This window comes from Glycomyces sp. YM15, from assembly GCF_016918015.1.
Lineage (GTDB): Bacteria > Actinomycetota > Actinomycetes > Mycobacteriales > Micromonosporaceae > Glycomyces.
The window spans coordinates 224,535-234,960 of sequence record NZ_JAERMK010000003.1; the positions used below are offsets into that span (position 1 = coordinate 224,535).

10 protein-coding genes and 2 pseudogenes are annotated in these 10,426 nt (G+C 69.6%); 7 read left to right on the top strand and 5 right to left on the bottom strand.

What is annotated here, in order from left to right:
- The first annotated feature begins 137 nt into the window (after positions 1–137).
- Positions 138–1,019: an alpha/beta fold hydrolase gene (locus JHY01_RS05395; protein ID WP_205324580.1), complete on the top strand. Its 882-nt coding sequence runs from the start codon at positions 138–140 to the stop codon at positions 1,017–1,019.
- 44 nt (positions 1,020–1,063) lie between these two features.
- On the opposite strand, the pseudogene JHY01_RS28015 reads toward JHY01_RS05395, so the two are convergent.
- A pseudogene (locus JHY01_RS28015) lies at positions 1,064–1,150 on the bottom strand (type I restriction endonuclease subunit M); the annotation flags it as partial.
- A 361-nt stretch (positions 1,151–1,511) separates the two neighbouring features.
- Here JHY01_RS28015 and JHY01_RS05405 point away from each other — a divergent pair.
- From JHY01_RS05405 to JHY01_RS05420, 4 genes are all read left to right on the top strand, one after another.
- Positions 1,512–2,651: a hypothetical protein gene (locus JHY01_RS05405; RefSeq protein WP_205324581.1), complete on the top strand. Its 1,140-nt coding sequence runs from the start codon at positions 1,512–1,514 to the stop codon at positions 2,649–2,651.
- Positions 2,648–3,022, top strand: a complete 375-nt coding sequence (locus tag JHY01_RS05410; RefSeq protein ID WP_205324582.1) for a hypothetical protein — start codon at positions 2,648–2,650, stop codon at positions 3,020–3,022. The genes JHY01_RS05405 and JHY01_RS05410 overlap by 4 nt, the downstream gene beginning before the upstream one ends.
- A gap of 187 nt (positions 3,023–3,209) precedes the next feature.
- Positions 3,210–4,211 carry a hypothetical protein gene (locus JHY01_RS05415; RefSeq protein WP_205324583.1) on the top strand — a complete coding sequence of 334 codons (1,002 nt, stop codon included), beginning with the start codon at positions 3,210–3,212 and terminating at the stop codon, positions 4,209–4,211.
- A 27-nt stretch (positions 4,212–4,238) separates the two neighbouring features.
- Positions 4,239–6,506: a cation-translocating P-type ATPase gene (locus tag JHY01_RS05420; protein ID WP_205324584.1), complete on the top strand. Its 2,268-nt coding sequence runs from the start codon at positions 4,239–4,241 to the stop codon at positions 6,504–6,506.
- 76 nt (positions 6,507–6,582) lie between these two features.
- On the opposite strand, the gene JHY01_RS05425 is transcribed toward JHY01_RS05420, so the two are convergent.
- Positions 6,583–7,275, bottom strand: coding sequence for a haloacid dehalogenase type II (locus tag JHY01_RS05425; protein ID WP_205324585.1), 693 nt, complete (start codon positions 7,273–7,275; stop codon positions 6,583–6,585).
- Between the two features lie 111 nt (positions 7,276–7,386).
- Positions 7,387–7,752, bottom strand: a complete 366-nt coding sequence (locus JHY01_RS05430; RefSeq protein WP_205324586.1) for a helix-turn-helix domain-containing protein — start codon at positions 7,750–7,752, stop codon at positions 7,387–7,389.
- 121 nt (positions 7,753–7,873) lie between these two features.
- On the opposite strand from JHY01_RS05430, the gene JHY01_RS05435 reads away from it, so the two are divergent.
- Positions 7,874–8,272 carry a nuclear transport factor 2 family protein gene (locus JHY01_RS05435; RefSeq protein ID WP_205324587.1) on the top strand — a complete coding sequence of 133 codons (399 nt, stop codon included), beginning with the start codon at positions 7,874–7,876 and terminating at the stop codon, positions 8,270–8,272.
- Positions 8,273–8,309: 37 nt separating this feature from the next.
- Here the strand turns inward: JHY01_RS05435 and cutA are convergent, their stop codons facing one another.
- Positions 8,310–8,654, bottom strand: a complete 345-nt coding sequence (cutA, locus tag JHY01_RS05440; RefSeq protein ID WP_205324588.1) for a divalent-cation tolerance protein CutA — start codon at positions 8,652–8,654, stop codon at positions 8,310–8,312.
- Positions 8,655–8,703: 49 nt separating this feature from the next.
- Between cutA and JHY01_RS05445 the strand changes: the two are divergent.
- A pseudogene (locus JHY01_RS05445) lies at positions 8,704–9,999 on the top strand (replication-associated recombination protein A); the annotation flags it as partial.
- Positions 10,000–10,008: 9 nt separating this feature from the next.
- Here the strand turns inward: JHY01_RS05445 and JHY01_RS28020 are convergent.
- Positions 10,009–10,335 carry a GNAT family N-acetyltransferase gene (locus tag JHY01_RS28020; RefSeq protein ID WP_374199499.1) on the bottom strand — a complete coding sequence of 109 codons (327 nt, stop codon included), beginning with the start codon at positions 10,333–10,335 and terminating at the stop codon, positions 10,009–10,011.
- Positions 10,336–10,426: the final 91 nt, after the last annotated feature.

Sequence of the window (10,426 nt, forward strand, 5' to 3'; positions counted from 1 at the left end):
TCAAAGCCCTCAGCGCTGTCACCGACGACCGGCACGAGAAACCGGCGGGCTGAACGGCGATTCTCGTCGTATCGCGTGATGCGGGAGTCGTGTAACCATGGTGCATGGTTCTTCCTGCTGAAGTCATCGCGCCGACAATGATCGAAGTTGACCAGGGGCATCGCCTGGCGGTGCGGCGCCGTGGGCACGGCGGTGTGCCGCTGCTGCTCGTCCACGGGTTCCCTTGCACCAGTCGGATCTGGTCGCACAACCTCATTCCCCTGGCCGAGGCCGGATTCGACGTGGTCGCCCCGGACCTGCGCGGCTACGGTGACTCCGATTTCGCACCCGACGAGTACTACGACTTCAACGCGTTCAACACCGACCTGACCGGACTGCTGGACGCGCTCGGGTGGGAGAAGGCGGTCGTGGCCGGGCACGACCTGGGCGCCATGATCGCCATCGACATGGCGAACCGCCACCCCGACCGGGTCGACCGCCTGGTGATCCTCGACGACTCCATGCCCGACCTGGACGAAGCATTCGCGGCCGCCGGCATCCCGGCGGGACGGCCGAAACCCGCCGTCTACGACTATCAACGCCGCCAAGGACTTCACGCCGATGCCCTGGTCGCCGAGCTCGATACGCCCGAGCGCCGCCGACGGTACGTCGGCGAGTTCTTCGGGCACCGCATGTGGTGCCCGCCCGACGCGTTCGACGAGGACGACCTGGCGTTCTTGACCGAGTCCTACGGCGACGCGGCCCGGCTGCGCGCGTCCTTCGCCGACTACGAAGTCGTCATGGGCACCAGGAAGCTCTCGGCCCCCGAGATGATCGACCGTCCTGTCCAGCACCGGACTCTGGTCCTCGTAGGCGCAGACCAGGTGACCGTCGGCGACCACTTGGAGGAGAAGTGCGCCATCGCCTTTCCCGCCGGGGTGGGGCCGTTCTGGGTCAAGGGCGTCGGGCACTTCATGCCGTGGGAACGGCCCGAGCTGGTCAACCGCAGCATCATCGCCTTCTGCGGGCTCAAGTTCTAACGCTTGATTGATGCCGCCGACTTGGCGGCCTGCTCGATCTTCACTGTCAGCGGTCGACGGGAGTCGTATTCGGACAAGCCGTCGAGTTTCCACAGCAGCGCCTGGCGGTCCCGCTGCAGGTTCCCGTGCATGTTGGCTTTCGCGTATACATCGATCGCGCGGGCTGAGCCTGCCACAGGCTGCTGCCGATCGTAAGCGCGACGACCGTCACAGTTCAGATGGTGTTGCGGGGCAATCGAAGCGGGAAAACAAGGGCTCGCGTCTAGACGGTGTTGTTGACAATGCGCGCAGTCATCGCCCATCATGCAGTAACCGCAATCGGTCGTTCTGCTCAGCGCGACAAGGGCTTACGACGTCACCCGAATGGGTTACGTCGCAGGCCGCATGAAGCGGAACAACTCCATAGTGCAAAATTTCCATCAGCCGCCCGGTGGCCTGTAGCTACCAACTCCTGAACCACCGGGCGGCCTGACAACGAAGGAAGAACCTAACGTGTCGTGGACGACGATACGCCATTCCGGCGTACCTGAAAACACCGAAACGGCCGCCTGGCGCACCGGCGAGAAGCCGTACGACCCGCTCGACCCGGGCCCGTATGGCACGCCCGGCTGGCAGCCCGACCCGCGCCGGGGCCGGAGGCGCCGGGGCGAACTCCCGGACCCGCTGCCCGAAGAGCGGCGCAGCGAGCGCGGGCCGTTCGAGTGGCGGAGCGAGCCGCTCAGTTCCCCGCCCGCTGAGCGGCGCGGCAAGTCGCCGGGACGCGGCTGGTTCGAGTCGCCGGATCCGGCTCGCGCGCGCCCGGAACCCGAGGCGCCACACGACTTCTCTCCTCTCCGCGAGGCCGCCTACCGCGACTTCCTCCGCGACTCCGAGGAACTGCACCGCGCGCACCTCGAACCGCCGGAACCGAACCGGGTGCTCGTCTACCTGCGCTGGTACCTCCGGATCGTGGTGGCGATCCTGTACTGGCGCGTCGTCCCGTTCCCGGAACCGCCGTCCCGCTGCCGACGCCCTCGTGTCGCTTGCGAAGTGCGCCAAGCGACCCGGTACGTCGGCCGCGCCGCCGTAGTGACCCGCCCGATGGTCGAATCCATCGAGACGGTCCCGCTCGCAGACGTGCCGACCGAGCCGCTGCCGATTCACGCGCAGCCGGTCGAGCGGCCGCCGATCCAGATCGAGTGGCGCACCGCATCGCCTTCGCCGGCCCGTCCCGCGCCCGCTCGACGTGCTGATCCGCCGCGCTCGAGGCCACTGGTCCGCCTGAATTCGTCGGTCCGGCCGCATTCGGTCATGACCCCGCGCAAGGCCGCGCACAGCCGCCGTCGCGCCGACACGCGCCGCATCTTCCTCCACTCCTACGGCATGACGCGCGACCAGAACCTCCGAAACCTCACCTGGCCCAAGGGAAGCTGGGAAGGCTTCGCCCCCTCCGACGCCTACGCCAACCCGCGCCGAGGCGCGATCCAGCGACGCCGCAACCACCGGCCTCGCAGCCTCGCCCTGGCGCGCTCGTTTCCGAGCACGATCCCGGTCGTCCCGGTCGGCGCGACGAGCCGTCCGGCCCCACTCGGGCCGTCCATCCGCCTGGTCCCGGCCAGTGCGACCCCGTTTCCGGGCGGTGACCTCCGATGAGCCGACTCCGCAACGCGCCCTTGGAGGTCCGCCGCGCCTACCAGCGCGCCTTGGCTGCTCTTCCCGCGAAGTCCACAGTGGTATACCCACCCGAACTCGACACGCTCATCACTGTGGGCGCGGCGATCGTCGACGACCGAACCCTCGTCTTCGGCGTCCATGGCAACCGTCCGCGCCTGTGGATCACCACCGACGCGCGCGAGGGCCCGAACCTGCTCGGCCACCTCTCCGGTCTCGTCCATGAAGCGCCCGACCTCTGGATCTGCGATCACGAGGCCTGGCCATGGATTCTCAGCGGCGACATCGCAGACCAGATCGAGGAGGCGGCCCTGCGCGCATGGCGCGACTGCATCCGCAACTGCGACGGCTAGGGCCAATGCCGTTCGGCTTGGGCGTGGTCGTGGTGTCGGATCACGCCCGAGCGGGCACCTTACCTGGGCGACCCTCCTGTCTGCTACCTCACGTCTCGCTCTCTGGCTTGACTTCGATACCCCTAGGGGGTATAAATGCTAGTCATGTGGATACCCTAAGGGGGTATCATCTGATCGGGAGGGTCTCATGAATACCGGAACACGGCTCGGCCTCTACGGCGGCGGCCTTGCAGTGCTGTTCGCAGCCGCGTTCGGCACGGCCGCCGCCCTCATGCCCGATGACGCCGCCGACGACTGGAACGAGCAGTCCAAAGACGCAGGTCACGAAGCTGGACACGGCAGCGGCGACGGTGCAGCCACCGCCGTGCGGGGCCTCTCGATCGAGCAGGACGGCTACCTCCTCAGCGAGATCAGCGCCCCGACCTCGACCGGCGCGGCCGGCGAGCTCGCGTTCCAGATCACCGGCGCGGACGGCAGGCCGCTCACCGACTACACCGTCTCCCACGAGAAGGAACTCCACCTCATCGTGGTCCGCTCCGACGGCACCCACTTCCGCCACGTGCACCCCGAACGCGGTGACGACGGCACCTGGTCGCTCCCCTGGACCTGGGACGCGGCCGGTTCGTACCGCGTCTACGCCGACTTCGTCCCCGAGGACGGCGAGGACCTCACGCTCACCCGCACCGTCGAGGTCGCGGGCGAGTACGGCCCGGAGATCGCCACCGAGCCCACGCTGGTCTCTGAGGTCGACGGGTTCACCGTGACCCTCGAAGGCGACCTCAGCGCAGGTGCTTCCTCCGAGGTCACGGCTTCGGTGACCCGCGACGGGCAGCCCGTCCACGAACTCGAGCCGTACCTCGGCGCGTTCGGTCACCTTGTGGCCCTTCGCCAAGGCGACCTCGCCTACCTCCACGTCCACCCCGAGGGCGCGGCACCGCAGGCGGGCGACCTGAGCGGCCCCGGCGTCACGTTCGCGACCGAGGTGCCGACCGAAGGCCGGTACTTCCTGTACTTCGACTTCCAGGTCGCGGGCCAGGTGCACAGCGCGGCGTTCGTGGTCGAGACGACCGAGAACGCGGGCAGCCACGAGACCGACCCGAGCGGCGAAGCCGCCCAAGACCCGACCGAGGCCCCGACCGAGGAACCGTCCGAATCCGGCGACCACCCCACCGACGGCCACGGCCACTGATCCCGAACGAGAGAGGAAGGACGGCCAATGAGCACTGCACTGCCCCCCGGACCGGTCGACCGCATTGAACTCGAGATCGGCGGGATGACCTGCGCCTCTTGCGCGATGCGGATCGAGAAGAAGCTCAACAAGGTCGAAGGCGTGACCGCCTCCGTCAACTACGCCACCGAGAAGGCCCGCATCGAAGCCCCCGCGGGCATCGACCCGGCCGAGCTCATCGCGGTCGTCGAGAAGACCGGCTACACCGCCGCGCTCCCGGCCCCGCCCGAGCCCGAGACCTCGAACGTCGACGAAGACGAGAAGCCCGACCCCGAACTGATCAGCCTGCGTCAGCGCCTCGTCGGTTCGATCGTGCTCTCGGTGCCCGTGATCGCGATGGCGATGGCCCCGGTCCTCCAGTTCGAGTACTGGCAGTGGGCTTCGCTCGCGCTCGCCTCTCCCGTGGTCCTGTGGGCGGCATGGCCGTTCCACAAGGCGGCGTGGACCAACCTCCGCCACGGAGCGGCCACTATGGACACACTCGTGTCCGTGGGCACCCTCGCCGCGTACGTCTGGTCGCTGTACGCCCTGTTCCTCGGCACCGCCGGGACGCCGGGCATGACCCACCCGTTCACGCTCAGCGTCGCCCCCAGCGACGGGGCGGGGAACATCTACCTGGAGGTGGCCGCGGGCGTCACCATGTTCATCCTGGCCGGACGCTACTTCGAGAAGCGCTCGAAACGGCAGGCGGGCGCGGCGCTGCGGGCGCTGCTCCACATGGGCGCCAAGGAGGTCGCGGTCCTGCGCGGCGGCGTCGAGACGCGCATCCCGGTCGCTCAGCTGGCCGTGGGCGACGAGTTCGTGGTGCGTCCGGGGGAGAAGATCGCCACCGACGGCGTGATCGTCACCGGTACCTCCGCCGTGGACGCTTCGATGCTCACGGGTGAGTCCGTGCCCGTCGAGGTCGGCGTCGGCGACGCCGTCACCGGAGCCACCGTGAACGCCGGCGGGCGACTCGTCGTGCGGGCCACCGCCATCGGCGGCGACACGCAGCTCGCCCACATGGCGAGGCTGGTCGAGGACGCGCAGTCCGGCAAGGCCGAGGTCCAGCGGCTGGCCGACCGGGTGGCCGGGATCTTCGTCCCGATCGTCATCGCGATCGCCATTGCGACCCTGGGGTTCTGGCTCGGTTCCGGGTTCCCGAACTCGGCGGCGTTCACCGCCGCGGTGGCGGTGCTCATCATCGCCTGCCCCTGCGCCCTCGGGCTCGCGACGCCGACCGCGCTGCTGGTCGGGACCGGTCGCGGCGCGCAGATGGGCGTGCTCATCAAGGGCCCGGAGATCCTGGAGTCCACGCGGCGCGCCGACACGATCGTGCTCGACAAGACCGGGACCGTGACCAGCGGCAAGATGACGCTCGTCGAGGTCGTCCCCGAGACCGGCGTGGAGCGCGGCGAACTGCTGCGACTCGCGGGCGCTCTGGAGCACGCTTCGGAACACCCTGTGGCGCAGGCGATCGCGAAGGCCGCCGCCGCTGCGGGTGCATTGCCCGAGGTCGAGGACTTCAAGAACATCGAAGGCAAAGGCGTGCAAGGCGTCGTGGACGGCCACCTCGCGGTGGTCGGACGCGAATCACTGCTCGCGGACTGGACCCTCGAGCTGAGTGCCGAACTGGCCGAAGCGAAGGCGTCGGCCGAGGCCGAAGGCAAGACCGCCGTCGCGGTCGGCTGGGACGGCGAAGCGCGCGGCGTGCTCATCGTGGCCGACACGGTGAAGCCCACCAGCGCCGAGGCCGTGGCCCAGTTCAAGGCCCTCGGCCTGACGCCGGTCCTCCTCACGGGCGACAACAAGGCCGTCGCCGAGCGGATCGCCGCGGAGGTCGGGATCGACGAGGTGATCGCCGAGGTCATGCCCGCCGACAAGGTCGAGCAGGTCGCGCGGCTCCAGGCCGAGGGCCGGGTCGTGGCGATGGTCGGCGACGGCGTCAACGACGCGGCCGCGCTCGCCAAGGCCGACCTCGGACTCGCGATGGGCACGGGGACGGACGTGGCGATCGAAGCCGCCGACCTGACGCTGGTGCGCGGCGACCTGCGGGCCGCTGCGGACGCGATCCGCTTGTCGCGCAGGACGCTCGGCACGATCAAGGGCAACCTGTTCTGGGCGTTCGCCTACAACGTGGCGGCGATCCCGCTCGCGGCACTCGGTCTCCTGAACCCGATGCTCGCGGGCGCGGCGATGGCCTTCTCCAGCGTCTTCGTCGTCGGCAACAGCCTCCGCCTGCGGTCGTTCAAGAGCGGCATCCGCGAGAACGCCTGACGAGAATCGGAAACGGCGCGCTCCCCGAGCAGGGGGGGCGCGCCGTCGTCGTCGGCACCGAGTGCTCGAGCCGGTCCTATCCGGCCACCAGCGCGGCGGCCAATGCGTCGAGTCCTGGGAAGTGGCCGTCGAACGTGTCCGTGTCCTTCGGGGGGTCGCCCACCGATCGGCCGATGTAGGCCGTCCGCATCCCGACCGCTTGGGCCCCACGCAGGTCCCACGCGTGCGCCGCCACCATCAGCACTCGTTCGGGCGCGCAAGCGGCCGCGTCGAGCGCCAATCGGTAGACCTCCGGGGCGGGCTTGTACGCGCCGGCCCATTCGGTCGAGAGCGCCTGGTGGAATCGCAGTCCCGCGAAGGCGTTGAGCCGCAACAGTGCCGTGCGGCTCGCGTTCGAGAGGCCGATCGTCGGGAAGTGCCACGAGAGCCGTTCGAGACCGGCGACCGAGTCCTCCCACGGCGTGAGGCGCTGACCTGCCGTCGCCAGTCTCGCGATGTACGCCGGGTCGGCGATCCCCGCCCGCTCGGCCACGGCCCATGCCGCTTCGGCGTCGATGACCTCGGTGTTCGCGTATTCGCGTTCACCGCGGGCGATGCGCGTCTGCTCGGTCTCGACGTGCCGCTGCCACAAGGCGACCAGCTCGTCGACCGCGATCGGCTCGGCCTCCGGCAGCGCTTCGCGTATCGCGGCGCCGATCCCGTCCGGTTCGTCGACCAGCGTGCCGAGGACGTCGAAGACGACCACCTCGATGTCGCGGATCTCGGTCATGACCGCCCCCCATCCGTGTCCGAGCTGCCGATCCTGCCATCGACCCCGCCTCGGGTCAAGGCCGCGCGCCGCGCGGTGGGCGATGCCATTGCGCTGCTCGAAGAACAGGGCCTACCGGGCGTCGTAGCGCTCGCGTGCTTCGAGGACTTCCTCGATGTGCTCCTCGGCCCAGTCGCCGAGGGCGAGGAGCGGGCCGTGGAGGGTGCGGCCGAGGTCGGTGAGCTCGTATTCGACGCGCGGCGGGACCTCGGCGAACACATGGCGCGCGACGAGGCCGTCGCGTTCGAGGTCGCGCAGGGTGTCGGTGAGGACCTTCCCGCTGATGCCGTCGACGGCCGCGCGGAGGTCGCGGAAACGCGTGCGGCCCCGTCCGAGCACGATGACGATCATCGCCGTCCATTTGTTGGCGATGCGGACGAGGGACGTGCGGGACGGACAGGTCGCCGTGAGCACGTTCCAATCCGGTTCTTGTGTCATGTGTCACCGAATCCCGATGGTCACGTTGAAGTAACTGGTTACAAAAAGTGAGTATAGCGGTGTCGCGCGGAAACGCCGGTGAGGATGAACGACCGGCACCGCACATTCAAGGGAGCAGATGATGACCGAGACCACCGCAGCCGTCGCCCAGCAGTACATCGACGCCATGACCTCCGGCGACCCCGGCGCGCTCGGCGCATTGTTCGCCGACGACATCGTCTGGCACCAGCCGGGCGGGAACCGGTTCTCCGGCGCCAAGCACGGCGGCGCCGCGGTCGGCGAGATGGTCGGGGCCATGATGGGCGTCAGCGGCGGCACCTTCGCGCTCGCGCCGAGCGGCTCGCCGATGATCAACGGCGACCTCGCCGCGCTCCCGATCCGCTTCTCCGCCAAGCGGGACGGCGCCGAGATCGCCATGGACGGCGTCGACCTCCTCCGCGTCGCGGACGGCAAGGTCGCCGAGGTCTGGCTGTTCTCGGCCGACCAGGACGCCGAGGACGTCTTCTGGGGCCAGGGCTAGGCGAATCCGAAGGGCGCGGCCGATCACGGCCGCGCCCTTACGCGTCCTCGTCCGGGTCCTTCGTCGATTCGACGACCCAGGCCCGGTAGTCCGGGTCGGCCTGCGTGATCAGGGTCGCGAGCACGCAGGGCACGTCGTACGGGTGCTCCTTGCGCACGATGCGGATGATCTCCGGAACCAGCGACTGGCGCGTGTGCAGCATGACCCGGGACTCCGGCTCATCGTGCATCCGCCCCTCCCACCGGTAGATCGAGCGGATCTCCGCGACGTTCTGCCCGCAGGCGGCCAGCCGCTCCTCCACCAGCTTCCGCGTGAACCCGCGGAGCCAGCCCGCGTCCGGACCGGTGATCACTACCTCGCAGATCGCTTGCACAGACGGCATCCTTTCACGTTCACCCCTGATGTCATACCCCGGCGATACGGTGGAGAGCATGAACGAACCGGCGCCGGCGCTGCCACTGTTCGGCGACGAGCCTCCCCGGCCCCTCGCCGACCGGTTGCGTCCGCGTTCGCTCGCCGAGGTCGTCGGCCAGGACCACCTGCTGGCCCCCGACGCGCCGCTCGGCCGCATGGTCGGGCGCGGCAAACCGGTCTCCACGATCCTGTGGGGCCCGCCCGGCTGCGGCAAGACCACCATCGCGCGCCTGCTCGCCGAGGAGACCGACCTCGCGTTCGAACCGCTCTCGGCCGTGTTCTCCGGCGTCGCCGACCTGCGGAAGGTCTTCGCGGCCGCGAAGCAGCGGCGCGAGATGGGCCAGGGCACGCTCCTGTTCGTCGACGAGATCCACCGGTTCAACCGCGCCCAGCAGGACGGCTTCCTGCCCTACGTCGAGGACGGCACCATCATCCTCGTCGGCGCCACCACCGAGAACCCCAGTTTCGAGCTCAACGGCGCGCTGCTCTCCCGCTGCCAGGTGTTCGTGCTCCACCGGCTCGACACCGCCGCGCTCGAAACCCTCCTCGTCCGCGCCGAGAAGGAAGTGCAACCCGTGCCGCTCGACGACCAGGCGCGCGGATCGCTCATCGCGATGGCCGACGGCGACGGCCGCTACCTGCTCAACATGGTCGAGCAACTGCAGGACCTGCCGAAAGACACACCGCCGCTGGACACCGCGCAGCTGGCCGAGCGGATCCAGAAGCGGGCGCCGCTCTACGACAAGACCCAGGAGAGCCACTACAACCTCATCTCGGCCTTGCACAAGTCCATGCGCGGCTCCGACCCCGACGCCGCCCTGTACTGGCTCGCCCGGATGCTCGACGGCGGCGAGGACCCGCTGTTCATCGCGCGCCGCATCGTGCGGTTCGCCAACGAGGACATCGGGATCGCCGACCCGCAAGCCGTGCAGCAGGCGCTCGCCGCGTGGGACGTGTACGAGCGGCTCGGTTCGCCCGAAGGCGAGCTGGCGATCGCGCAGGCCGTCGTCTACCTGGCGACCGCGCCGAAGTCGATCGCCGTGTACCGCGGCTTCGGGGAGGCGGTGCGCAGCGCGAAGCAGACCGGTTCGCTCGCTCCCCCGGCCCACCTCCTCAACGCCCCCACCAGGTTGATGAAGGACATCGGCTACGGCGAGGGCTACCAGTACGACCCGGACACGGCCGAGGGCTTCTCCGGCGCGGAGTACTTCCCCGAGGGCATGGACCGCCGGCGCTTCTACCGGCCCACGCGGAACGGGTACGAAGCGCGCGTCGGCGAGCGGCTCGAGCACTGGGCCGAGCTGCGCGCCAAGGGGCGGGGGTTAGGTCTCCTCGCCCAGGTGGATCGCCTTCTCGTGCAGCATGTCCGCGTGCTCGGGGTGCCGCTCGACCCATCCGGCGATGAACGGGTCCGTCGGCTCGATCCGCTTGCCGGCCTTGCGTGCCGCGTCGAACGCGAACTGGGCCAGCTGCGTGCCGATCCCGTGGTTCTGGAGTTCCTCGGGCACTTCGGTGCGGGCGAGCAGGGTCGTGCCGTCGTGATGGCGGTATTCGGTGTAGCCGACGAGTTCGCCGTCGATCCGCGCCTCGTAGCGGCTCCGTTCGGGCGCGTCGGTCACATGGACGATGAGGCGCTGCTTGACGGCCATGGGTCCTCCCTCGGGTCGGGGGGGGGGGCGGGGGGGGGGCCCCCCCCGGGGAATTTTTTGGAACCCAAAGCCCCCGGGGGCACACCCCCCC

Excerpts from the sequence above, each read along its gene's own strand:
- JHY01_RS05395 (WP_205324580.1), top strand. The coding sequence starts at position 138 with ATGATCGAAGTTGACCAGGGGCATCGCCTGGCGGTGCGGCGCCGTGGG.
- JHY01_RS05410 (WP_205324582.1), top strand. The coding sequence starts at position 2,648 with ATGAGCCGACTCCGCAACGCGCCCTTGGAGGTCCGCCGCGCCTACCAG.
- JHY01_RS05425 (WP_205324585.1), bottom strand. The coding sequence starts at position 7,275 with ATGACCGAGATCCGCGACATCGAGGTGGTCGTCTTCGACGTCCTCGGC.
- JHY01_RS05430 (WP_205324586.1), bottom strand. The coding sequence starts at position 7,752 with ATGACACAAGAACCGGATTGGAACGTGCTCACGGCGACCTGTCCGTCC.
- JHY01_RS05415 (WP_205324583.1), top strand. The coding sequence starts at position 3,210 with ATGAATACCGGAACACGGCTCGGCCTCTACGGCGGCGGCCTTGCAGTG.
- JHY01_RS05435 (WP_205324587.1), top strand. The coding sequence starts at position 7,874 with ATGACCGAGACCACCGCAGCCGTCGCCCAGCAGTACATCGACGCCATG.
- JHY01_RS05420 (WP_205324584.1), top strand. The coding sequence starts at position 4,239 with ATGAGCACTGCACTGCCCCCCGGACCGGTCGACCGCATTGAACTCGAG.
- JHY01_RS28020 (WP_374199499.1), bottom strand. The coding sequence starts at position 10,335 with ATGGCCGTCAAGCAGCGCCTCATCGTCCATGTGACCGACGCGCCCGAA.
- cutA (WP_205324588.1), bottom strand. The coding sequence starts at position 8,654 with ATGCCGTCTGTGCAAGCGATCTGCGAGGTAGTGATCACCGGTCCGGAC.